Origin of the sequence: Corynebacterium sp. ACRPH, assembly GCF_022347285.1 — a bacterium.
Classification (GTDB): domain Bacteria; phylum Actinomycetota; class Actinomycetes; order Mycobacteriales; family Mycobacteriaceae; genus Corynebacterium.
The window spans coordinates 135,532-158,385 of record NZ_JAKRND010000004.1 but is presented as its reverse complement, the minus strand read 5'-3'; the positions used below and the strand labels follow the sequence as shown (position 1 = coordinate 158,385).

General features: G+C 62.8%; 18 protein-coding genes and 1 pseudogene. 14 read left to right on the top strand and 5 right to left on the bottom strand.

All coding sequences use genetic code 11. The annotated features are described in order from the left end of the window. Window positions 1–74: 74 nt before the first annotated feature. The 3 genes from MHX66_RS03515 to MHX66_RS03505 all read left to right on the top strand — a co-directional run bounded on the left by MHX66_RS03515 (window position 75) and on the right by MHX66_RS03505 (window position 2,148). Window positions 75–443: a recombinase family protein gene (locus MHX66_RS03515; protein ID WP_012360778.1), complete on the top strand. Its 369-nt coding sequence runs from the start codon at window positions 75–77 to the stop codon at window positions 441–443. A gap of 65 nt (window positions 444–508) precedes the next feature. After that, complete coding sequence (gene aph(3'')-Ib, locus MHX66_RS03510) at window positions 509–1,312, top strand: aminoglycoside O-phosphotransferase APH(3'')-Ib (protein WP_001082319.1); 804 nt, start codon at window positions 509–511, stop codon at window positions 1,310–1,312. Further along, window positions 1,312–2,148 carry an aminoglycoside O-phosphotransferase APH(6)-Id gene (locus MHX66_RS03505; RefSeq protein WP_000480968.1) on the top strand — a complete coding sequence of 279 codons (837 nt, stop codon included), beginning with the start codon at window positions 1,312–1,314 and terminating at the stop codon, window positions 2,146–2,148. The genes aph(3'')-Ib and MHX66_RS03505 overlap by 1 nt, the downstream gene beginning before the upstream one ends. Before the next feature lie 105 nt (window positions 2,149–2,253). Here MHX66_RS03505 and MHX66_RS03500 read toward each other — a convergent pair. The 4 genes and pseudogenes from MHX66_RS03500 to MHX66_RS03490 all read right to left on the bottom strand — a co-directional run. Then, a pseudogene (locus MHX66_RS03500) lies at window positions 2,254–2,352 on the bottom strand (IS481 family transposase); the annotation flags it as partial. After that, on the bottom strand, window positions 2,352–3,527 hold the full coding sequence (gene cmx / locus MHX66_RS03495; protein ID WP_011113071.1) for a chloramphenicol efflux MFS transporter Cmx: 1,176 nt from the start codon (window positions 3,525–3,527) through the stop codon (window positions 2,352–2,354). The pseudogene MHX66_RS03500 and the gene cmx, both read right to left, overlap by 1 nt. Before the next feature lie 21 nt (window positions 3,528–3,548). Next, window positions 3,549–3,602: a chloramphenicol resistance leader peptide gene (locus tag MHX66_RS10600; RefSeq protein WP_011113070.1), complete on the bottom strand. Its 54-nt coding sequence runs from the start codon at window positions 3,600–3,602 to the stop codon at window positions 3,549–3,551. A gap of 162 nt (window positions 3,603–3,764) precedes the next feature. After that, a protein-coding gene (locus MHX66_RS03490) for an IS3 family transposase (RefSeq protein WP_143111770.1) occupies window positions 3,765–4,981 on the bottom strand; the annotation gives its coding sequence in 2 pieces (ribosomal slippage) (window positions 3,765–4,720 and window positions 4,720–4,981; 1,218 coding nt in all). 196 nt (window positions 4,982–5,177) lie between these two features. Here MHX66_RS03490 and MHX66_RS03485 point away from each other — a divergent pair. From MHX66_RS03485 to lysX, 11 genes are all read left to right on the top strand, one after another. Continuing rightward, complete coding sequence (locus tag MHX66_RS03485) at window positions 5,178–5,390, top strand: acetyl-CoA carboxylase biotin carboxyl carrier protein subunit (protein WP_239199917.1); 213 nt, start codon at window positions 5,178–5,180, stop codon at window positions 5,388–5,390. A 53-nt stretch (window positions 5,391–5,443) separates the two neighbouring features. Further along, window positions 5,444–6,013 carry an RsmD family RNA methyltransferase gene (locus MHX66_RS03480; RefSeq protein WP_239199914.1) on the top strand — a complete coding sequence of 190 codons (570 nt, stop codon included), beginning with the start codon at window positions 5,444–5,446 and terminating at the stop codon, window positions 6,011–6,013. Between the two features lie 10 nt (window positions 6,014–6,023). Beyond that, on the top strand, window positions 6,024–6,509 hold the full coding sequence (gene coaD, locus MHX66_RS03475) for a pantetheine-phosphate adenylyltransferase (RefSeq protein WP_034986378.1): 486 nt from the start codon (window positions 6,024–6,026) through the stop codon (window positions 6,507–6,509). A gap of 59 nt (window positions 6,510–6,568) precedes the next feature. Continuing rightward, on the top strand, window positions 6,569–7,324 hold the full coding sequence (locus MHX66_RS03470; protein WP_239199911.1) for a DivIVA domain-containing protein: 756 nt from the start codon (window positions 6,569–6,571) through the stop codon (window positions 7,322–7,324). An 18-nt stretch (window positions 7,325–7,342) separates the two neighbouring features. After that, the gene (locus tag MHX66_RS03465) at window positions 7,343–7,885 is read left to right on the top strand and encodes a DUF177 domain-containing protein (protein WP_239199908.1); all 543 of its coding nucleotides are present in this window, start codon (window positions 7,343–7,345) and stop codon (window positions 7,883–7,885) included. Window positions 7,886–7,909: 24 nt separating this feature from the next. Beyond that, window positions 7,910–8,644 (top strand): ribonuclease III, encoded by a 735-nt coding sequence (rnc, locus tag MHX66_RS03460; RefSeq protein WP_034986375.1) that lies wholly within the window; start codon window positions 7,910–7,912, stop codon window positions 8,642–8,644. After that, complete coding sequence (gene mutM, locus MHX66_RS03455; RefSeq protein ID WP_239199905.1) at window positions 8,637–9,503, top strand: bifunctional DNA-formamidopyrimidine glycosylase/DNA-(apurinic or apyrimidinic site) lyase; 867 nt, start codon at window positions 8,637–8,639, stop codon at window positions 9,501–9,503. Before rnc ends, mutM begins: the two co-directional genes overlap by 8 nt. Window positions 9,504–9,601: 98 nt before the next feature. Next, window positions 9,602–11,077 carry a sodium:alanine symporter family protein gene (locus tag MHX66_RS03450; protein WP_239199902.1) on the top strand — a complete coding sequence of 492 codons (1,476 nt, stop codon included), beginning with the start codon at window positions 9,602–9,604 and terminating at the stop codon, window positions 11,075–11,077. 20 nt (window positions 11,078–11,097) lie between these two features. Continuing rightward, window positions 11,098–14,586: a chromosome segregation protein SMC gene (gene smc / locus MHX66_RS03445; protein WP_239199899.1), complete on the top strand. Its 3,489-nt coding sequence runs from the start codon at window positions 11,098–11,100 to the stop codon at window positions 14,584–14,586. Between the two features lie 21 nt (window positions 14,587–14,607). Next, the gene (locus MHX66_RS03440) at window positions 14,608–18,243 is read left to right on the top strand and encodes a hypothetical protein (protein WP_239199896.1); all 3,636 of its coding nucleotides are present in this window, start codon (window positions 14,608–14,610) and stop codon (window positions 18,241–18,243) included. A gap of 22 nt (window positions 18,244–18,265) precedes the next feature. Then, the gene (gene lysX / locus MHX66_RS03435; protein WP_239199893.1) at window positions 18,266–21,514 is read left to right on the top strand and encodes a bifunctional lysylphosphatidylglycerol synthetase/lysine--tRNA ligase LysX; all 3,249 of its coding nucleotides are present in this window, start codon (window positions 18,266–18,268) and stop codon (window positions 21,512–21,514) included. On the opposite strand, the gene MHX66_RS03430 is transcribed toward lysX, so the two are convergent. Beyond that, window positions 21,483–22,778 (bottom strand): alpha/beta hydrolase-fold protein, encoded by a 1,296-nt coding sequence (locus MHX66_RS03430; RefSeq protein WP_239199890.1) that lies wholly within the window; start codon window positions 22,776–22,778, stop codon window positions 21,483–21,485. The two genes, lysX and MHX66_RS03430, sit on opposite strands and share 32 nt — an antisense overlap. Window positions 22,779–22,854 lie beyond the last annotated feature (76 nt).

Here is a 22,854-nt window from a genome sequence, read left to right as displayed (position 1 = left end):
GCCTCAGCATTTTATTATGGTGATCCCCTGGGCGAAATGCGCCTGGTAAGCAGAGTTTTTGAAATGTAAGGCCTTTGAATAAGACAAAAGGCTGCCTCATCGCTAACTTTGCAACAGTGCCCGCTCAGATCGACACCACGACTGCGTCCGGTCGCATGGTGTTCGGAATCTTCGCCACCTTGGCCGAGTTCGAGCGGGATCTGATCCGAGAGCGCACCATGGCGGGTCTCGCCTCCGCGAGAGCGCGCGGTCGCAAGGGCGGACGAAAATTCGCGCTCACCAAAGCTCAGGTGCGTCTCGCGCAAGCCGCCATGGCCCAGCGCGATACTTCAGTTTCCGATCTCTGCAAGGAACTCGGCATCGAGCGCGTCACTCTCTACCGATATGTCGGTCCCAAAGGCGAGCTCAGAGACCATGGAAAGCATGTTCTCGGACTTACGTAGCAACTCGTTTCTTTTCGCAGGTTGAGCCACCTCCGCGCTTCATCAGAAAACTGAAGGAACCTCCATTGAATCGAACTAATATTTTTTTTGGTGAATCGCATTCTGACTGGTTGCCTGTCAGAGGCGGAGAATCTGGTGATTTTGTTTTTCGACGTGGTGACGGGCATGCCTTCGCGAAAATCGCACCTGCTTCCCGCCGCGGTGAGCTCGCTGGAGAGCGTGACCGCCTCATTTGGCTCAAAGGTCGAGGTGTGGCTTGCCCCGAGGTGATCAACTGGCAGGAGGAACAGGAGGGTGCATGCTTGGTGATAACGGCAATTCCGGGAGTACCGGCGGCTGATCTGTCTGGAGCGGATTTGCTCAAAGCGTGGCCGTCAATGGGGCAGCAACTTGGCGCTGTTCACAGCCTATCGGTTGATCAATGTCCGTTTGAGCGCAGGCTGTCGCGAATGTTCGGACGCGCCGTTGATGTGGTGTCCCGCAATGCCGTCAATCCCGACTTCTTACCGGACGAGGACAAGAGTACGCCGCAGCTCGATCTTTTGGCTCGTGTCGAACGAGAGCTACCGGTGCGGCTCGACCAAGAGCGCACCGATATGGTTGTTTGCCATGGTGATCCCTGCATGCCGAACTTCATGGTGGACCCTAAAACTCTTCAATGCACGGGTCTGATCGACCTTGGGCGGCTCGGAACAGCAGATCGCTATGCCGATTTGGCACTCATGATTGCTAACGCCGAAGAGAACTGGGCAGCGCCAGATGAAGCAGAGCGCGCCTTCGCTGTCCTATTCAATGTATTGGGGATCGAAGCCCCCGACCGCGAACGCCTTGCCTTCTATCTGCGATTGGACCCTCTGACTTGGGGTTGATGTTCATGCCGCCTGTTTTTCCTGCTCATTGGCACGTTTCGCAACCTGTTCTCATTGCGGACACCTTTTCCAGCCTCGTTTGGAAAGTTTCATTGCCAGACGGGACTCCTGCAATCGTCAAGGGATTGAAACCTATAGAAGACATTGCTGATGAACTGCGCGGGGCCGACTATCTGGTATGGCGCAATGGGAGGGGAGCAGTCCGGTTGCTCGGTCGTGAGAACAATCTGATGTTGCTCGAATATGCCGGGGAGCGAATGCTCTCTCACATCGTTGCCGAGCACGGCGACTACCAGGCGACCGAAATTGCAGCGGAACTAATGGCGAAGCTGTATGCCGCATCTGAGGAACCCCTGCCTTCTGCCCTTCTCCCGATCCGGGATCGCTTTGCAGCTTTGTTTCAGCGGGCGCGCGATGATCAAAACGCAGGTTGTCAAACTGACTACGTCCACGCGGCGATTATAGCCGATCAAATGATGAGCAATGCCTCGGAACTGCGTGGGCTACATGGCGATCTGCATCATGAAAACATCATGTTCTCCAGTCGCGGCTGGCTGGTGATAGATCCCGTCGGTCTGGTCGGTGAAGTGGGCTTTGGCGCCGCCAATATGTTCTACGATCCGGCTGACAGAGACGACCTTTGTCTCGATCCTAGACGCATTGCACAGATGGCGGACGCATTCTCTCGTGCGCTGGACGTCGATCCGCGTCGCCTGCTCGACCAGGCGTACGCTTATGGGTGCCTTTCCGCAGCTTGGAACGCGGATGGAGAAGAGGAGCAACGCGATCTAGCTATCGCGGCCGCGATCAAGCAGGTGCGACAGACGTCATACTAGATATCAAGCGACTTCTCCTATCCCCTGGGAACACATCAATCTTACCGGAGAATATCGTTGGCCAAAGCCTTAGCGTAGGATTTCGCCCTCTCCCGCAAACGACCCCATCTTTGCGGCGATCGTGGCCGGATAGCCGTCTTCGACAATCAGCCGAGCTAACCGGAGACGGGCACGAGGAGTGAGAAGAGCGTTCGGATGGGTCATCAATTGGCCTCCGCCGCGGTCTTCGTAAGCGCGCGTCTGGTGAGAAGCATGATGACGAGAGCGATCGCTGTCAGCACCGAAGCGACCCAAACCGGCGCGAGCAGCCCCAGCCCGGTCGCGAGCCCGAGCGCACCAAGCACGGGCCCCGCTGCAGCTCCGATATTCAATGCTGCGGTTGCGTACGAACCGCCCATCGTTGGCGCACCCGATGCTGCATACAGCACACGCGTGATCAGAGTACTGCCGACGCCGAACGACAGGAATCCCTGAACGAGGACGAGGACGATAAGCGCAACGGGATGAGATGCGACCACTGCCAACACGATCCAGCCTGTCAGCAATAGCGGTCCGCCGACTGCGAGCACGAGGCCAGGTCGTTGATCTGATAGTCGTCCTGCGATCGTGACGCCAAGGAACGATCCGATGCCGAACATCACCAGCGCGACGGACACCCACGCTTCGGCCAAGCCCGCGGTCTCGGTCACGATGGGTGCCAGGAAGGTGAATGCCGCAAAGGTCCCTCCGTTGATCAGCGCTCCGAGTGCCATGGCCAGGATGAGCCGCGGCGTCGCCAACTGGCTGAGCTCGACACGGAGCCTTGGTGAGGTCGCGCTAGTCTCGCTCCGACCAACATTGTTCGTGACGCCACGAATGACTCCAACGGCCGCGGGAATACAGAGGATGGCGATCGCCCAGAACGTCGTTCGCCAGCCCAGCGCTGTGCCGAGCAGTGCCCCGGCGGGGACGCCCACGACGGTTGCGATCGTCGTGCCGGAGAGCAGGATCGACAGTGCACGCCCCTTCTGGTTCGCTGGCACGAGGGTAGTGGCCGTGCTCAGTGCTACGGCGAGGAATCCTGTGTTTGCGAGAGCGCTGAGCACCCGGGTGATGAGCAGGAGAGAGAACACTGGTGTCATCGCTCCGATGACGTGGCTTCCCGCGAACACGAGAAGGCAAACGATCAATGTGAGCCGCGGTGGCCAACGGCGAGCGAATGCCGCCATCACTGGCGCGCCGACGACCATACCGACTGCGAATGCGGAGGTCAGCAGGCCCGCAGTGCCGACCGAGACGTCAAGTTCGGTCGCGATCGCGGGGAGCAATCCCGCGAGCATGAATTCTGAAGTGCCCATGACGAAGACCGCCAGGGCAAGCATGTAAAGGGCAAAAGGCATCGAGTACTCCGAGGTGTGAGATCAAGAAATGGTTCTTCTTGTCACCACGGCCAGCGCCCCGGGTACGCCAGACATACGCCCACACAGATCGTGGGCGTCGTAACTAGTGGTTCAAGGGGCTGGCGGTGTGACCGACAACCCCTGACCTGTCTGATTCGGGACTCGACATGCCCCAAACTCTAACATGCCTTTGGGGTTGCCCGCAAATCGTGGACACGTAGTGGGGCTACCTAGTGTTTAGGCAGCTATTTCTTTTCTACTGGTGGTTAGACCAATGTGGTTTTCGAAGTCGACGGGGCTGACCATTCCTAGTGCAGAGTGCCGGCGCCGACGGTTGTAAACGACTTCCATCCAGTAGGCAACGGCCTTGCGCGCAGCATCGCGGGTAGGCCAACGCTTACGGTCGTAGAACTCGGTTTTAAGCGTCGACCAGAACGACTCAGCCATCGCGTTATCAAAGCACACACCAGTACGCCCCACAGACTGAGCAATGCCCAGGTTATGGCAGACTTCCCAGAGCTTCTCGCTGGTAAATTGCGTTCCGCGGTCAGCGTGGAACACCAGCCCATCAGGAACGTCACCGCGCAGTGTATATGCCATCCGCAGGGCCCGTTCGACCAGGCATGTATCTTGAACGCTATCCATCGCCCAGCCCAGCACCCTGCGGGAATGGCCGTCGCGGACCGCACACAAGTACAACCATCCCTCGCTGGTGCGTAGGTAGGTAATATCCGACATCCACACTCGGTTGAGCTCACCAGTATCAAACATGCGCTTGACCAGGTCAGGAAGAGCTGACTTACGCTTGGATTGAATCGTTGTCACCGGGACAAAGGCACGCGGTGAAATCCCTTCAATGCCCATCATGCGCATCCGCTTAGCCACAGTCTTGCGATTCAGGGTGATCTGGTAGCGCTCGGTAAGTTCTGCGGTGATCCGCGGAGCACCATAAACCTCATCGGAGTCTTTCCAAATCTGATGAATCTTTCGGTCAACGCCATCGTAAAATGCAGCACGATCATTTTCGCCAGATAGTCGCTTCTGCTGCGTATCAGCCCATTTGTAGTATCCAGACCGAGACACTTTTAATAGCCGTGCCATGCGTTTGATGCTGTAGTTTGCCTTCTCCTGCTGCATCAATTCGAACTTTTCTGCTCGCGTTGCTTCGCGGCGAAGAAGGCTGTCGCTTTTGACAAAAACTCATTATCCATCTTGGCTTCCGCCAACTCACGGCGCAGACGAGCATTCTCAGCACGAAGATCCGCCTCACTCATCCCATCCGAGGCCCCTCGGCGTTCACGCTCGAGTTTGACCCACCGGCCTAAAAGCCCGGCGGAGACGCCAATCTCCTTAGCCACATGAGCGATCGGGCGCTCTGACTCGATTACCAGGTTCGCGGCTTCACGCCGGTACTCCGGCGTGTACTTCTTGCGCTGTTGACTCACAATGAACATCCTCTCCTACGGACACAAGATCCGCACAAATAGGGTGTCCACTAAACGAGGGTAACCTCACCTTCAATGGCAAGCGGTCTGGACAGATACTTCTTGAATCGGCACGGTGTCATTACGGGCGGGGGCCAGAACAACGTCCCTGGACATCACAGCTAGGGGAGAAGAACTCGCCGACCCAATTGCTAGACTCTGGGGCATGGAAATCTGTGCCCCATTCGCGGGAGTTGTGCACTTCCTCGTCGCCGACGGAGATGCCGTAAACACCGGCGACGCGCTGTGCACGGTGGAATCGTTAAAGCTGGAAGCGCCCGTGCTCGCGCCGGGGCCCGGGGTGGTGCGCAGGACGAACTCGCAGGACTACGTGGATGTGCACGGCGGGGACGTGATTCTGCGGGTCGAGGCCCAATAAGGCCGGCACTAGTAACAACCACGAGTAACGACTAGGCAGGACTGCTAAGCACAATGACACGCATCATCTCCGGAACCGCCCGCGGCCGCAGCATCAAGGTGCCCAGCGAAGGCACCCGCCCCACCTCAGACCGCGCCCGCGAGGGGCTGTTCTCCTCTCTGCAAGTCCGCTTCGGCTTCGTCGACGAGGTCGTGCTGGACCTCTTCGCCGGCTCGGGTGCCTTGGGGCTGGAGGCCGCGAGCCGCGGAGCCAAGGAGGTCACCCTGGTGGACAACAGCGACGCGGCGGTGAAGACGATCAAGGACAACGCGCGCGTCGTGCCCGAGGCGAAAGTACAGGTGGTGGAGGCGAAGGCGTCATCCTTCCTGGCCGGAGCCCTGCGCAACCACTACACGATGGTGCTAGCCGACCCGCCTTATGAGCTCGCTGACGAGGCTGTCGCCGAAATGGTGGAGGCGCTGATTCCTGTTCTTACAAGTGACGCCGTCGTGGTGGTCGAACGCAATAGTGCTTCACCTGAAACCGCGTGGCCGGAGGGCTTTGAGCCCACCGGGCAGAAGCTAAAGAAGCGCACCTACGGAATCGCCCGCTTCGACATGGCGATTTGGCGAGGCGAGGGTTAGGTTAGGTGCCATGCGAGTAGTTTGCCCCGGATCTTTCGACCCCATCACGCTGGGTCACTTGGATATCTTCACCCGCGCCGCTGCCAACTGGGAGGAGGTCGTGGTTCTGGTGACCTATAACCCGAACAAGAACGGCCTGTTCACCGCCGAAGAGCGCATCGAGCTGATCGAGAAGTCCATCGCCGCCATCCCCAATGGGCCGAAGAACATCACGGTCGACACGTGGGACAAGCTGCTGGTGGACTACCTGAACGAGAACAATATTCAGGCGATGGTCAAGGGGCTGCGCAGCTCCCTGGACTACGAGTACGAGCTGCCGATGGCGCAGATGAACCAGCGCCTGTCGGGCGCGGAGACGTACTTCCTGCTGACCTCCCCGGAGTACGGCTACGTGTCTTCCACCCTGTGCAAGGAGGTCGCGAAGTACGGCGGCGACGTCTCCGGGCTGCTGCCGGAGCCGGTTGTCGCGGCGGTGGAGGAGAAGTTCCGCGGCTAGCGCCCGTCAAGGCGTGTCTAAACCTGTAGTTGAGGTCAAGTGATGGCACAGTGGAGGCCATGTACAAGACATTCCAGGGTATGGATGACCTTCAGCAAATGGTGGAGCAGGCCTATGGCGTGCCCATGACCTCCAACTGCATGGTTCCGCGGCGCGAGGTGCTAGACATCCTCGACGAGATGCGCAATGCGATCCCGATCGAGATGGACGACGCGCAGGACGTCCTCGACCACCGCGATGACATCGTCGCCGACGCTCAGGACCAGGCCGACGCAACCATCTCCAGCGCCAACTCCGAGGCGGACGCGATCGTGCAGGACGCGCAGGAACGCGCCAACCAGATCCTCCAGGATGCACAGGATCGTGCAACTAACACCGTCGCCCAGGCCGAGGATCAGGCCGACCGCCTGGTCAGCGACGCCCGCCGTGAGTACGAGCAGGTCACCAGCCGCGCCGCCGACGAAGCCGACCGCCTGGTCAGCGAAGGTAACGCCAGCTACCAGCGCTCCGTCGACGAAGGCCTGGCCGAGCAGCGCCGCCTGGTTTCCGATTCCGAGGTTGTCCGCAACGCCGAGGCTGAGGCCAACCGCATTATTGAATCCGCCCACGCGGACTCCGACCGCCTGCGCACCGAGTGCGACCGCTACGTCGATTCCACCCTGGCCGAGTTCGAGGACACCCTCACCACCACGCTGCGTACCGTGAACCGCGACCGCTCCGCCCTGCGCAAGGGTGCCGGTGCCTCCGGATACCAGAACGGCACTGCCGGATACCAGAACGATTCCGACCCCCACGGTTACCGTCAGCAGCGATAGACGGGTAGAAAGAAGGGTATGAGTAACCCCTTCGTTCTTGCAGTCGGCGACATCCCTACTGGACTCAGCGAGCCGGTCGACGCCCAGGGGGCGTCCCCCGTACCGTGGGGCGGCAACATGCTGGGCGTGGCAGAGGGAGCACCCGTCGAAGTTCATGGAACCCTGGCGAACTTGGGCGAGGCAATCATGGCGAACCTGCAGGTCAGCGGCGAGGCCAAGGGAACCTGCTCCCGCTGCCTGCAGGAGCTTTCCACCACCCTGGAGTACTCCATCAGCGACGTCTTTGGCCTGACCCCGGACTTCATCACCGATGACAGCGCCGAGGGCGACGATGCTGAGGACGAGGAAGAGCCGCTGCTGGTGCAGGACAACGCCATCGACATCACCCAGCTGGTCATCGACGAGGCCGGCCTGAACGCGCCGTTCAGCCCCGTGTGTGCGGATTTCGGCGCCGAATGCCGCGAGGACACCCCGGCGCCGGACGGCATCAGCGAGGAAATCGAGGAAGAGGATCGCCCGGACCCGCGCTGGGCCGGCCTGGAGAAGTTTAAGAACCTCTAAAAAAGAAAGGCATCCCGAAACACAATGGCTCGTAAACGCCGACTGACCGGCGAGGCCGCCCTCAACGCCGCCTATGGCAAGTCTGACCACGCACCGCTGCTGGAGGCGTGGGGCGTGGAGCTGCCCGATGACCTGCTGCGACTGGCGCTGACCCATCGCTCCTTCGCCAACGAGAACGGCCACTTGCCGAACAACGAGCGCCTGGAGTTCCTGGGCGACGCAGTGCTGGGCCTGGCCGTCGCGGAGCAGCTGTACCGCCAGTTCCCGGAGCGCGCGGAATCTGACATCTCCAAGATGCGCTCCGGAGTGGTGAATATGTACGCCCTGGCGGATGTCGCGCGTCGTCTCGGGATGGGGGAGTACATCCTGCTCGGCCGCGGCGAGATGCTGACCGGTGGCAAGGATAAGCACTCCATCCTGGCGGACTCCGTGGAGTCCATGCTCGGCGCGATCTACCTGCACCACGGCTTCGAGGTTGCCCGCGCCACGGTGCTACGCCTGTTCGCAGACAAGATCACCGAGGCTCCCACCACCGGCCTGACGATGGACTGGAAGACCGTGCTGCTGGAGAAGCTCTCCGACATGAAGCTGCCCCTGCCCACCTATGAGGTGCGCGGCGAAGGCCCGGAGCACGACAAGACCTTCTACGCCACCGTCACCATCGAGGACCTGGTGACCCACGGCGAAGGCCACACCAAGAAGGTCGCCGAACACGCCGCCGCCAAGCAGGCCGTGCAGAAGCTCAACGAACGTGCCTGAGCTCCCCGAGGTTGAGGTCGTCCGCCGTGGCCTCGAAGAACACCTGGTCGGCCGCCGCTTTTCCGACGTCGAGGTTTGTCACCCGCGCGCCGTCCGCTCCGGGGACCCGGAAGTTCTTGTTTCTTTTCTTCGTGACGCCACCGTCTCCGCCGTGAAACGCCGCGGAAAATTTTTGTGGTTGGATTTCGGCGAGGACTTCCTACTGCAAGTGCACCTGGGCATGAGCGGTCAGATGCTCGTGGCCGAACCCGGCCAGGTGCAATCCCCGCATGTGCGCATCCGGGCGGGCCTATCCGATGGGCGCGAACTGTGCTTCGTGGACCAGCGAACCTTCGGCGAGTGGCGGCTGGAAAAGTCCGTGCCGGATCCTTGGGCAGTGGGGGACGGGGTGGCGTCACCAAAAAATTTTTTACCCCAGAACGTCAGCCACATTGCTGCCGATCCGCTAGAGGCCGCCTTCGATGCGCAGGCGGTGGTGGAGCGGATAAAGTCCAAGCGCGCGGCGGTAAAGACGGTACTGCTGAACCAGGAGGTTGTCTCCGGTATTGGCAACATCTACGCCGACGAGGCGCTTTTTCTGGCTGGAGTGCGTCCGCGGCGCAGCGCGGCGCTGTTGAGCAGGCCTACTTTGCACCGAGTGTTGCAGTCGGCGGCGGAAGTGATGGAGCGCGCTCTGGAGCAGGGCGGCACCAGCTTCGACTCGCTGTATGTGAACGTTAACGGTGCGTCGGGGTACTTCTCGCGCTCGCTGAATGTGTACGGGCGCGGTGGCGAGCCGTGTAAGAAGTGCGGGGCGCCGATCAAGCGGGTGGTCGTCGGTGGGCGATCGACGCACTACTGCGCGACGTGCCAGAAGTGACGGCGAAAACTTAAAGCTTCCTGAGCTGCATCGATAGGTGGGGAAAGCAAACATGTCGCATTTATTTTCTGGCACTAGTTTCCGGTAAATTTCTGCACATGGAAACAATTGAAAATTTCGTGGCGAATACGCTGAACGAAAATATTTGGAAGGTCATCCCCGTCTTCCTGCTCGCAGCCGGCGCATACTTTGGCATTCGCACCCTGGTAGTGCAGATCCGCATGGTGCCGGACATGTTCCGCTCGGTGAAGGAACCGGCGGTCGGCAAGAGTGGAGAGAACATCTCCGCATTCCAGGCATTCAGCATTTCGGCAGCGTCCCGCGTGGGCACAGGCAACGTGGTGGGCGTGGCTATCGCCATCACCCTGGGTGGCCCGGGCGCGGTGTTTTGGATGTGGATTGTCGCCCTCGTCGGCGGCGCGACTGCCTTCGTGGAGGCCACGCTGGCGCAGCTGTGGAAGTCCCGCGACAAGGATGGCTACGTCGGCGGCCCGGCCTACTATATGACCAAGGGGCTGGGCGCGAAGCCGCTGGCGCTGATCTTCGGCATCGCCATCACTATCACCTATGGCTTTGTGTACAACGCCGTGCAGACAAACTCGATCGCGGAGGCCGCAGGTTCGTCTCTGCACTCCCTGAACCCCAACATCGCACCCGATGCGACCTGGCTGAAGATCGCTACGGGCCTGCTGGTGGCTGCGCTGACCGCGCTGGTGATCTTCGGTGGCGTGAAGCGTATCGCTAACGCTACTCAGGTGATCGTGCCCGTCATGGCCAGTGCTTACATTCTGTTGGGCGTTTTCGTGCTGGCCATCAACATCAGCGAGGTCCCGGCGATGTTCGGCACCATCGTGGAGCACGCTCTGGGTATCAAGGAGATCGCCGGTGCCACCCTGGGGGCGGCGTTCATGAACGGCATGCGTCGTGGCCTGTTCTCCAACGAGGCTGGCCAGGGCTCCGCCCCGAACGCCGCCGCCACCGCTGCGGTATCCCACCCGGTCAAGCAGGGCCTGGTGCAGACCCTGGGCGTATATTTTGACACCCTGGTGGTTTGTACCATCACGGCCTTCATCATCCTGCTGTCCAACCCGGCCTATGGCGAGGGCGTGCAGACTGCCAACCTGACCCAGAGTGCCTTGTCTGCACAGGTGGGCGAGTGGGGAACCCACTTCATCACGATCATCCTGTTCTTCCTGGCGTTCTCCTCCGTGCTGGGCAACTACTACCTGGCCCAGGCGAACGTGGAGTACTTCACCAAGTCCAAGGCCAAGCTGAACGTCTTCCGCGTGCTCGTCGTCCTCTGTGTATTCGGCGGCGCCATCGGCACCGTCCCGCTGGTCTGGTCCCTGGCCGATACCTTCGCGGCCACGATGGTTCTGATCAACCTCTGCGCCATCGTCCCGCTGGGTGGCGTGGCCATCAAGCTGCTGCGGGACTTCTCCCAGCAGAAGGCCGCGGGTAAGGATCCGATCTTCCACCGCGACAGCCTGCCGGAGCTGAAGAACGTCGAGTGCTGGGACGGTACGGACCCGGAGTGCCAGCGCCGCGAGGCTCCCACCGGGGCAACCGCCTAGCTGTTTGATAGCATCAGGCAATGCACTTAAAGTCGTTGACGCTCAAAGGATTCAAGTCCTTCGCGTCCGCGACGACCCTGAAATTAGAGCCAGGCATCTGCGCCGTGGTGGGGCCGAACGGTTCCGGAAAATCCAACGTCGTGGATGCCTTGGCCTGGGTCATGGGGGAGCAGGGCGCTAAGACTCTGCGCGGCGGGAAGATGGAAGACGTCATCTTCGCCGGAACGGGGGACCGCAAACCACTGGGGCGCGCGGAAGTCACGCTGACCATCGACAACTCTGATGGCAAGCTGCCCATCGAATACTCCGAGGTTTCCATCACCCGCCGCATGTTCCGCGACGGCGCCTCGGAATACGAGATCAACGGAGCCAAGGCCCGCCTGATGGACATCCAGGAGCTGCTGAGCGACTCCGGCATCGGCCGCGAAATGCACGTGATCGTCGGACAAGGCCGACTATCGCAGATCCTGGAATCCCGCCCCGAGGAGCGCCGCGCCTTCATCGAGGAGGCCGCTGGTGTGCTGAAGCATCGGCGTCGAAAAGAAAAGGCGCAACGCAAGCTCGTCAACATGCAGGCCAACCTCGACCGCCTGCACGACCTGACCGACGAACTGCGCAAACAGCTCGGACCGCTGGCCCGCCAGGCAGAGGCCGCGCAGAAGGCCTCCGCCGTGCAGGCCACCATCCGCAGCACGCGCGTGCAGCTGGCCGCGCACAAGGTCAAGCAGTTATCCGAGGAGCTGAACGACTCCACGCGGCGCAGCGAAATGCTGGCCGAACAGCGCGCCGAACTGCAGACCGAGCTGGAAGAACACAGCGAGACCCTGGCCGTCACAGAGGAAGAACTGCGCACCGCCCTGGAGGAAGCCGAGGCGGCGAAGAACCTCTGGTACCGGCTATCCGCGGTGCAGGAGAAGAACTCCGCCACCCTGCGCATCGCCAGCGACCGCGCTGAGCAGGCGCAGGTCGCCGAATGGTCCGGCCCCGACCCACAGGAGCTGCTGGAACGCGCCGAGCGCGCCGCCGAGGAACAGGCCGAGCTGGAAGAGAACGTGGAGATCGCCGCCGAGAAGCTGGAGACGATCGCCGAGCAAGTCGCCGAGGCCGAGGAAACCGCCCGCGCCGCCGAACAGGAGCACTTCGCCCAGGTTCGCGCCATCGCCGACCGTCGCGAGGGCGTTGTTCGCCTGCTGGCCCAGCACGAAGCCGCCGCCACCCAACGCGACAACGCCGCCGCGGAGGTCGAGCGCCTGCAAGAAAATGCCGCCGAACAGCAGGAAACCCTCGACGGCCTGATGGAAGACATCACCGAGGCGGAGGAAGCCCTGCGCAAGACTGAGGCCTCCGGCGGCGACCTGGAGGAAACTCGCGCCCAGGCCGACCGCGAGGCCGCCGGCGCGGAGGAGCGCGCCGAGCAGTTGCGCGCCGAGCAGCTACAGCTGGAGCGAGACATCGCCACCGCCGAGGCCACCATTGCCGCCTGGCAGGACCGGCTGACCCCCACCGACGGTGCTGCGGTGGTTGTCCGCGCCGCCGACAAGGAGGGCATCGCCACCCGCCGCCTGGCCGAGCAGCTGCACATTCACGACGGATGGGGTGCCGCCGCGGCCGCCGTTTTGGGCGATGCGGCGAGCTCGGGAATTGTTGCCCCTCTTTCTGACGCCCTCATCTCCGCCCTCACCGATGCCCGCGAAGGCCGCGCAGTGCTGCTAGACCCGGGAGCTCCGGAGGGGGAGGCGAGCGCGACGTTCCGCCTGGATACGGACGTCTCCACAGGCAAGTGGCTGCTGGACCTGATGGACGTGCCCGCCGACCTGCTGCGCCCCCTGACTGCCCTGCTGGTGGACGTAGTGGCCGTGGACAGTGCAGCGGAAGCCCGGAAGGTTGTAGCCGCGGATCCGCGCCTGCGTGCGGTGACGAAGGAAGGCTCCGTCTACGGCGCCGGGTGGGTCGCCAGCGGCTCCGGCGGGACCACCCCTGTCGAGTTGGCGGATAGGATCGCGGCGGAGACAGAGGGCGTCACAAAGAAAAAGAAGGAACTCGACGACCTGCAGGCCGCACTCTCCGGTGCACTCGACGCGGCCAGCGACCTGCGCACCGCGGCGGCTGCGGCGCGCGCGGCGGAGCAGGAGCACCGGGCGCTACGCGATGCGGCAGCTAAGCGCCTGAGCGCGCTACAGAAGCAGGGCGAGGCAGCGCAACGCCAGCTGGAGCGCAGCACCGCCGAGCAACAATCCGCCGAACAGCGCCTGGCGAAGGCCACTGAGGAACTCGACGAGCTGGCCGACCGCGTGTCGCGCGTGGACGATGAAGAGCACACGACCGAGCCGTCCTCGGCTGAACGAGATGCTGCCGCGCTGCACCTTTCGCAGATCAAGGCCATGGAGATGGAAGCCCGCCTGGCCCAGCGCACCGCCGAGGAACGCGCGCAATCTACCCGTGGCAAGGCGGAGAACCTGCGCCGGCAAGCCCGGGCGGAAGAAGCCGCGCGTAAACACCACCAGCAGCAACAGGCCCGTCGCGCCGCCGCCCGCGAGATGGCCACGTGCGTGCGCGAACAGGCCCAGCGCATCGCCGAACGCATCGCCGACGCGCTGGCCACCGCCGAGGCCAACCGCTCGCACACCGAGCAGGCGCACAAGCAGTGGCAGTCCACGATGGCGCAGCAGCGCGACAAGGTCTCCGCGCTGACCGCGCACCTGGGGCGCATGAACGACAATGCGCACTCCGCCGAGCTGGCGCGCACCCAGGCACAGGTCAAGATCGAGCAGGCGGTGGCCGGCGCGATGGAGCAGCTGGGACTCACCGCCGAGCAGCTGCTGGCCGAGGAGCTGCCGGAGGACTTCGACGCGGCCGCTACCAAGGCCGAGCTGAAGAAGGCCGAGAAGGCGCTGAACTCCCTGGGCAAGGTGAACCCGCTAGCGCTGGAGGAGTTCAAAGCGCTGGAGGAGCGATACAACTTCCTGGCCCAGCAGCTGGACGACGTCGAGCGGGCGCGCAACGACCTGCACGAGGTCATCGCGGACGTGGATGCCACGATCCTGCAACTGTTCACCGAGGCGTGGCAGGACGTCGAGGTCGCCTTCCCGCAGGTCTTCAGCACCCTGTTCCCGGGTGGCGCGGGCCGGCTGGTGCTCACTGACCCGGACGACATGCTGACCACCGGCATCGAAGTCGAGGCTCGCCCGCCGGGCAAGAAGGTCAAGCGCCTGTCGCTGCTGTCCGGTGGCGAGAAGTCCCTGACCGCCCTGGCGATGCTGGTGGCGATATTCAAGGCCCGCCCGAGCCCGTTCTACGTGATGGACGAGGTCGAGGCCGCGCTGGATGATGTGAACCTGCGGCGCCTGATTGCCCTGTTTGAGGAGCTGCGGAAGGATTCCCAGCTGATCGTTATCACCCACCAGAAGCCCACCATGGACGTAGCCAATGTGCTGTACGGCGTGACAATGCGCGGCGATGGCGTGACCAGGGTGATTTCGCAGAGGATGGCTCCCGAGAAGACCGCCTGACCGGTGACGTAGGATGGTCGCGTGAGTTCTAGCGAGAAGATCCCAGCCAGCGCAGCACCTACCACCAGCCCGATCTCCGACATGCAGGATTCGCTCCTGCCGTGGGCCTCGTCCACCGAGGCGGCTCTGGCCGGAAAGCTGGCCGACGTGGAACTTTTCGTAGAGCTAGACATCGACGGCGACGAGTTGGAGCGCACCAGCCGATTCTTCGGCACCTTTATCGCCCGCCAGGTCGCCGCCGGTTCCACCGAGGAGGCCTTGCTGCAGGCCTGTCCCGCGCTGACGATCGCCACGTTGCTCTCCCGCGCCGCGCGGTTCCATGAGGTCTCGGAACTGCCAGCCGAGTACTGGTACGGCCTTGGTTTGGAGCCGACGCCCACACGTACCCAGCTGATCGAGGGGCGCTTTGGGGAGCTGCTCTCCGCTGCTGGGCTTGATCCCATGGACGCGGTATCCGGTGGGCCGGATGGGGAGCTCGGGCGCCTATTTGCACACGTGGGCATTGCCTCTGACTGGGTGCCGGAGCTGATCGAGCTGGTGGATAACCGCCGGGCGGACAGTGAAGCCAGTGAGGACAGTGGGGAGGGAGCCGACGCCGCCGACATTGCGCGGGCAGTCGTGGCCGAGCTGGCCTATGAACCGCGCCAGGTAGGTCCGCTGTGTGCCACCTTGCCGGAGGCGGCGGTGAAGCTGATCGCCCCGATCGTGGAGATCGTCGCCCACGCCGCCGCGCACCCGGACTCCTGGGAGTACACGCTTCCCGCCGTGGAGCTGCCCGCACTCATCCTGGAGGATGTGATTGAAGAGCTGCGGGAGAGGCCGGTGGGCACGCAGGATCGGCGTCACAGCGTGGGCGTGGCACACCGCGAAGACCAGCCGCGCCTGCAGCTAGATACGCTGCGCCAGCGCGTGGTTCTGCGCCTGCCCTCGCAGCCCCTGGAGAGTGAGGGGAAGGTACACACCGAGGTGCGCTGGCGGGTGGACTTCGACGGCGAACCCGCCGCCTTCCGCACCATGCATGCGGATAACGCGGGCCGGGCCGTGACCGAGATCCTGGACATTCCCGTGCGCCAGCCGCTGCGCAAGGTCAGCGTGCGCAACGCCAACGACGGCCAGCACTGGCAGCTACCGCTGGTGGATACCGAGGACCCCGTGCTGGTGTTCACCATCCGCGGCACGGACCTTACCGACCGGGTTTCCCTGCACCACGAGCAGGTGTATGTGGTGGTTCCCTCCGAGACTGCCGCCGTGGACCCGGTGACCGGGGCGGACATCCCGGTGCTGGAAGAACAGCCGATGAAGAGCTGGAACGGTTGGGTCATTCGTCTGTTGGACTTAAGCGAATCCTTGAGTCTGCACATTGCCAAGCCGGGCGAGCGCAGCCCGTCCATGGCCGGAGTGCGTGCCGTGGACCCGCGCCAGCGCGCCCAGTTCGTAGAGCCCGACGACGTGGTGGGTGGCGTGGAAACCACTTCCGGCAAGGTGATCCACTCCCAGAGCCTGCAGGTGGAATTCCCGCCGACGATTTCCGGCGCGGACGAGATCTGGTACCTTTCCGTCTCCGCCTATGCGGGGCCCGGCGAGACCGGCGAGGCCGTCTCCGACGAGGAACCGCTGGAGGTTCCCGCCGAAGGCGGCGTGTTCGACGTATTCGACCCCGAGGCGTGGGATAGCCCGTGGGTGGGCGAGTACCTGGTGCGCCTACGCGGCCCCCGCAACGAATCCTTCCGGCATGAATACGCCCTGGTAGAGGGGCTTTCCCTGGAGATGGAATTCGGCGGGCCCAGCAATCAAACGCGCCTGCCGATGGCTGGCGGTCTAAGCCCCGTGACGGTGCGCCTGCTGCCGGGGGAGAAGCCCTTCGAGAAGATCCCGCCGCAGAAGCTCGGACCCACCGACCGCTTCAGCACCACCGTCGTGCAGACCGATGCGGGCGACGCCCTGCCCGTCATCGTCAAACCCTCCCGCCTGCGCTACCAGCTGACGATGCAGGGGGAGGATCCGATGTGGCGCACCGACCCCATCGAAGTCTCCGCCCGTGCCATCGACACGCAGACCCGCTTCCGCGTACGCCCCGGCTTCCGCCCCGGCATGGGCTCCAAGGCGGAGAACCTGGCGCTGATGGACGACGCCCGCGTGGTGATCCGCAACCACCACGGCTCGCCCGTGCGCACCCTGAAGCTGGAAACGATAGACGAGGTCACCTGGTTCGTGGACCTCGCCAGCGCCGCCGGGTCCCTGGCCACACTGACCTCCGGAGCCATCGAGCTGGAGTTCGTGGAGGACCGCCGCGTAAGCGTGCGCCTTGCCCGTATCGGCCCCGGGTTCGACTACATTGCCTCAGTCGATGGGGATGCCCTGTTCATCCACGGCGGGGACGAATCTGAAGAGACGCCGGTACAGTTCGGCGCGCCGGGTGCCGGAGCGTGGGTTTGGCCCATCACCGCGCCCTGGCAGCCCGCATACTTCGTGGAGCTGCAGGCTACGCCCAGTGCAGCAGGCACCCTAGAGAAGAGTGCTCTAGCCCAGGGCACACTGCCCGCCGAGCTCGAGGGCGCTGGCCCCTTGAGCGTGCAGCTGTTCGGCCGCGACCGCTTCAACTACCTGCGGGCTCCCGTCGCCGCCGGCCAGCACGCCGCCGTCGCACAGGCCGAGGGCTACTTCGGGGCCAACAAGGAAGACGCCGACACCGACCCGTGGGTGCAGCTGGCCGCCTTCCTGGCGGGCGAATCCGAAGAACTCCCCAGCGATACTGCAACGCTTTCCACCCTCTGGGACGTGCAGGCCGGTTGGCTACGCGGACGCTTCGACGTACTGGACAACCTGCGCACCGCGCTGACGAACAACCCGCGGGAATCCGTGCACGCCATGTCGCAGTCCCTGGTCCCCGCTGCCGACCGCCCCGCGCAGTTCATCCTCTCCGGACTGGTGCACTCCACCCTGGTGGGAGCCGAAGCCGAGCGCTCGAATCCCCCGTGGATCGCAGCCCTCGAGATCCTGGGGGATATGTCGCTGGTTGACCCCGAAGGGGCGTCAGAAGAAAAAGAACAAGACAAGCGCCTGCGGCAGGAGCTCAAGAAGGTCGCCGGGCAACCCGCAGTGCAGACGGTCGATACCGGCCGCGACGTGTCCCTGGATACCGCGTGCATCGACAGCACTACCGTGCAGATCGCGCACATGGACCCCGCACAGCAGAAGGCCGTGCTGGACATGTTCTTCGGCAAGGCCGGAGTGGTGCCGGGCGCGCTGAGCGAGGAAAACAGTCGCCTCATCGCCGTGTTCGAGACCTTCAACAAGCGCGCCGAGCTCTCCGAACTGCTGGGCGACCCGGAGCTGATGAAGACCGCAGTTACGCTGCTGCGCAAGGTGAAGGCCGCCAACCGTCAGCTGTACCTCTCCGCGCGCGTGCGCTTCGACCGCCTGGAGGGTGTGGATACCGACACTCCGGAAAACCGCTGGGCGCTGACGCCCGTGATCTCCATGGTGTTCGCCCTGGCCACCCGCATGTACGCGCACAAGAAGATGTCCAGCCTGGGCAAACTGCTCAGCGCCTACCCGGGATGGGCGGCCATGGCGCGGCTGGTGCCGGACCTCGTGACCGGAGACATCGTCATGGCAGACGCCATGGTGCGCGGCGTGTTCGGGCCGACTGTCTGACGGAAGGTGCATAATTCGTGGAGTGAATGTTGATCGCAAAAACACTCTGCGTCCGCTGGCGGGATCGCGTGGTTTCTTTCCCCGCTTCATCGGAACCATCCTGTGCGCCTATGCTCTGATGGCGCTGGCGCTGAGCATCTCCACCGCAGCACGTGTGCATGTTCTCCAACTGCTAGTGGTGATGGATAACGTCTTCCTGCCGGTCCCCGTGCCCTCCGTCGCGTGGTCCGCCGCGTTGCTGGTGCTGGGCATAGGTCTCTATCGGGCCAAACGTGCAGCCTGGGTGGTAGCCGTGGCCGCGCTGCTGATCCTTAACTGCAGCAATGTGCTGCTGCTTTTGCTACCGCAATACTTCTACGTCGGCCCTGAGTGGGCGCACTCGCTGTTTGTAGCGGGAATGGTTGTACAACTCCTCTTGCTGCTCCTGATGCTTCGGCAGCGCAAAGATTTCTACACGCACACAGTGAAAGGTGCGATCCTGGCGGCCTTCCTGCTCTGGCTGGGCGGCACCGTCGCGGTGTTCCTGCTTGCCTTGGTGCTGGTGCACTTCTTCCACGGCAACCTGGCGCCGGAATGGCGAGCGCTGTGGGCGCTGAACCACTCCGCCGGATTCTCCCTGTTCACCCACGTACACACAGGCGGCCACCCGCCGAAGCTCATCACCTTCCTGGTTTCCGCTCTGTCGGCGCTGGTGCTCCTCGCCGCGGGGCTGATGCTGCTGCGCTCCCACCGCGACGAATATGGCATCAGTGCAGAGGACGAAACCGCCTTGCGCGCCCTGATCCGGCGCTTCAACACGAACGACTCGTTGGCATACTTCGCCACCCGTCGCGATAAGTCCGTGGTCTACGAACCCAAGGGGCGGGCAGCGGTGACATACCGCATCGAGGCCGGCGTGTGCTTGGCGTCCGCAGACCCCATTGGCGACCCGCGGTTCTGGGACCAGGCAATCACCGCTTGGCTGAATCGTGCACGGGAATTCGGGTGGGTGCCGGCGGTGATGGGGGCGTCCGAACAAGGAGCAAGGGCCTACGAAAAGCAGGGGCTAAGCTCTATCCACTTGGGCGACGAAGCAGTGATTGATACGCAGAGCTTCCACCTTTCCGAACTACGAGAAGTGCGTCAGGCGCGGGCCCATGCGCAGAAGGCAGGAGTGCGGGTGCGTATCCGGCGCCACGGCGAGTTGAACATCGAAGAGATGCAGCGCGTAGAGGAATTGGCAGAAAAGTGGCGCGATACAACCGACGAACGTGGCTTCTCTATGGCGCTTGGAAGGCTCGGCGATCCGCAGGACAAGGACTGCCTCTTGGCAGAGGCCCTGGTGGGGGACGAGATTGTGGCAGTGCTGTCGTTTATCCCCTGGGGGCTAAGCGGCACCTCGCTGGACCTTATGCGTCGCAGCCCGGAGGCTCCTAACGGCACGGTCGAAACTATGATCGTGGCGCTGTGCACTGAAGCGAACCTGCACAAGCTCTCTCTGAACTTCGCAGTTTTCCGCGAACTGTTCGCCAGCGAGGATGCCGTGGCCGTGGGGCCTATTCGCAGGCAGACACGCCGGGTGCTGACATATCTGTCGAAGTGGTGGCAGATGGAGACGCTCTATCGCTCCAACCAGAAGTACAAGCCGGTGTGGATCCCACGGTATGTCTGTTACCCGGATTCCTTGTCGATGGCGCGCGTGGGCATTGCATCTGGCATTGCGGAGGGCTTCGTACCCACTTTCGGCAGCACGTTCGGTAGTTTGTTTGGGCGGGGAACCGAGGAGCATCGTGAATACGCCACCAGTGGGCAGCCCGAAGCAGCACAGGCGCTGAACTACGTTGAACAGCTAACGGATGCCCACAAGAAAACCGCCAGCGAGCAGACCGCCGTGCGAATCAAAAAGGCACTGGCATTGCGCGAAGCTGGGGTAGAGCCGTGGCCGGTCGCGGCGCGTGGTGCCGGAGAACGCTCGGACGTTGCTGTGGTGCAGTGTATTGAGATTGCCGAAGGTAGTGACGCCACCACTTCCGGCCCGCTGCGCATTTCAGGTCGCATCGTGGCCAAGCGCGAGTTCGGGGCAGTGTCCTTTATCGACCTGCGGGATGCCTCCGGCAAATGCCAAGTTCTAGTCGAGGCGCCGGGGGAAGAACTGGCCTCGAGACTGCGTGCCCTGGATCTGGGCGACCTGATTGCAGTGGTAGGAACGCGCGGGCATTCACGGACTGGCGAGCCTTCTCTGCTGGCAGAGGCCATCGAATTGGAGGCGAAGGATCTGCACCCCCTGACGCGCCGTGGCGCGGGGATCGGGGAGGTCAACGCCCGACTGCGTGCCAGGTCGGTGGTGAACGCCGCGATCCGCCGCACGCTTGGGGACCTGGGGTTCATGGAAGTGGAAACCCCGATTCTGCAGCGTGTTCACGGTGGTGCGAATGCGCGCCCATTTAGAACGCGGAGTAACGCTGCGAATCAGGACCTCTACCTGCGCATCGCCCCGGAGCTGTACCTGAAGCGCCTGCTGACCCAGGGGGCGGAAAAGGTTTACGAGCTGGGACGTGTGTTCCGTAACGAGGGCGTGGACGCTACCCACAACCCGGAATTTACAACTGTGGAAGCCTACGAAGCGCACAGCGACTACGAATCGATGCGCTGGGTAGCTCAGCGGATCATTCAGGCGGCCGCCACTGCTTACCACGGGGAGCCGCTGGTGCTGGACCCGGAAGGCAACCTGGTGAGCATCGCCGAGAACTTCCCGGTGAAGACCGTCTACGAGGCCATCAGCGAGAAAGTGGGGCAATCGATCACCCCGGAGACGAATTTCGAGACGCTGTTAGAGCTGTGTGCTGTACATGGGATTGCTACCCAGCCAGGGTGGGATTCCGGTGAGGTAGTGCAGGAGATGTACGAGGCTCTGGTCGAATGCACCACCACTATGCCGACGTTCTACACGGACTTTCCCACTAGTGTCTCGCCGCTGACCCGCCAGCACCGAAGCCAGCCGGGCGTGGCCGAGCGCTGGGACCTCGTTGCCTGGGGAGTAGAGCTCGGAACAGCGTATTCGGAGCTTACCGACCCACTGGAACAACGTGACCGCCTGGAGGCGCAGTCGCTGAAGGCAGCGGGTGGCGACCCGGAAGCGATGGAAGTTGATGAGGCGTTTCTGCGTGCCTTGGAAGACGGCATGCCGCCGACTGGCGGGTTGGGGCTTGGCGTCGACCGCCTCATTATGCTGCTCACGGGCCGTTCAATCCGCGAGGTCCTCAGTTTCCCAGCCCACCCCGGCGGGCAATAAACGGGAAAGCCAAGGCTAGGCCGGAGCGCCAAGTCCGGAAGTTGTGTCCGCCGTCGACCTCGTTATAGCTGGCCTCCATTTTCGCCTTCACAGCCAGTTGGTGAAGGTGCTTGAGGTCTTTGGCGGCCTGACTGTCGTCGCGTCCGGCGATAAACATGCCTGCAGTATGGGGATAAGTGCGGGTCTTCAGCAGGTCCTCGGGGTTATGCGCTTTGAATTTATCTTCCGATCCGCCGAAGAAGTTCCGTACTGTTGATTCGTGGCTATTGCCATCGTCGGGTGTGCGCTCCCCGGAGATATTCACGAAGCTGCCGTAGGCATCGGGATGGTTCGTGACGACCTGAAGCGTGCAGGTTCCGCCGTAGGAAAGCCCGCCGATGGTCCATGTGCGTTGGTCAGGGTTGGGGGAGAGGTGGTGCTGCACCCAGGAAGGCAGATCCTCTGTCAGGAAGGTCTGTACTTTACCCTTGTTGGAGTCCGTACACACCGGGTTATTCCATGTACCGCCGGTTGCGTCGGCGGAAACAATAATAGGGGCGACCCCGCCGTGTGCCTTCTGGTACTTGCGGGCTACGTCGGTAGCGTCACCGGTATCGAACCATTGGTCGGGGTCTCCGGGGATACCTGCCAGCAGAACCAGTACCGGTAGCTGGGGACGGGGAGAGGTAAACCACGCCGGTGGCAGGTATATGCGTAGGTCGCGTGCTTGGAAGCCTGACTCCTTCTTCGGAGCCGAAGCTTTCAGAATGCTTCCCTCGGCCGGGATGTTATCGTGCGTTGTCTTACGCCATTCCTTGAGGGGTACCGATTGCGCTTTCGGTAGTTCGTCCACATTGTTGAAGGTTCGCAGCTTGACGGGATCGATCTGCCCGACATCCGGAAATAGGTCATAGGATTGGTTCGCTACTGCTGCGCTGCCGACCGCTAGTACGGCCACCAGCAGGATCGTCCAAATCTTCTTTAATGACGCCCCTACGCACCAACCCGCCAAGTTTGCGGCGAGGAATAGCGCGGCGGTGCCCGCTACCAGTCTGAATCCGAGCTCCGACCAAGGTGTGGTGGTGCCCCACATGAGGAGGACGAGTCCGCCACAAGTGAGAATGGCGGTGACACCTGTTGACCAGATCATTGCCCTTTTCCGACGGCCTGCAGGCTCGGTGGGCAGTGAGTAAAACAGGGCGGTCAGGGTGGCAAAAATGAGCACCCAGGTGATTACCTCCGGCCAGGTGCCGGTGAGGGGAATGTTGCGGACAAACTCAGTCACGAAGGTTTATATTAGGCCGGAAGATGCGAGAACCTACTTTGCTGTGCTGAGACACGGTATTGCAGTTGGCGTTGGA

Bases quoted from the DNA above. Each gene is read 5' to 3' on its own strand.
- MHX66_RS03450 (WP_239199902.1), top strand. From the start codon at position 9,602: ATGGAAACAATTGAAAATTTCGTGGCGAATACGCTGAACGAAAATATT.
- smc (WP_239199899.1), top strand. From the start codon at position 11,098: ATGCACTTAAAGTCGTTGACGCTCAAAGGATTCAAGTCCTTCGCGTCC.
- MHX66_RS03485 (WP_239199917.1), top strand. From the start codon at position 5,178: ATGGAAATCTGTGCCCCATTCGCGGGAGTTGTGCACTTCCTCGTCGCC.
- MHX66_RS03505 (WP_000480968.1), top strand. From the start codon at position 1,312: ATGTTCATGCCGCCTGTTTTTCCTGCTCATTGGCACGTTTCGCAACCT.
- MHX66_RS03470 (WP_239199911.1), top strand. From the start codon at position 6,569: ATGTACAAGACATTCCAGGGTATGGATGACCTTCAGCAAATGGTGGAG.
- MHX66_RS03480 (WP_239199914.1), top strand. From the start codon at position 5,444: ATGACACGCATCATCTCCGGAACCGCCCGCGGCCGCAGCATCAAGGTG.
- rnc (WP_034986375.1), top strand. From the start codon at position 7,910: ATGGCTCGTAAACGCCGACTGACCGGCGAGGCCGCCCTCAACGCCGCC.
- MHX66_RS03465 (WP_239199908.1), top strand. From the start codon at position 7,343: ATGAGTAACCCCTTCGTTCTTGCAGTCGGCGACATCCCTACTGGACTC.
- cmx (WP_011113071.1), bottom strand. From the start codon at position 3,527: ATGCCTTTTGCCCTTTACATGCTTGCCCTGGCGGTCTTCGTCATGGGC.
- coaD (WP_034986378.1), top strand. From the start codon at position 6,024: ATGCGAGTAGTTTGCCCCGGATCTTTCGACCCCATCACGCTGGGTCAC.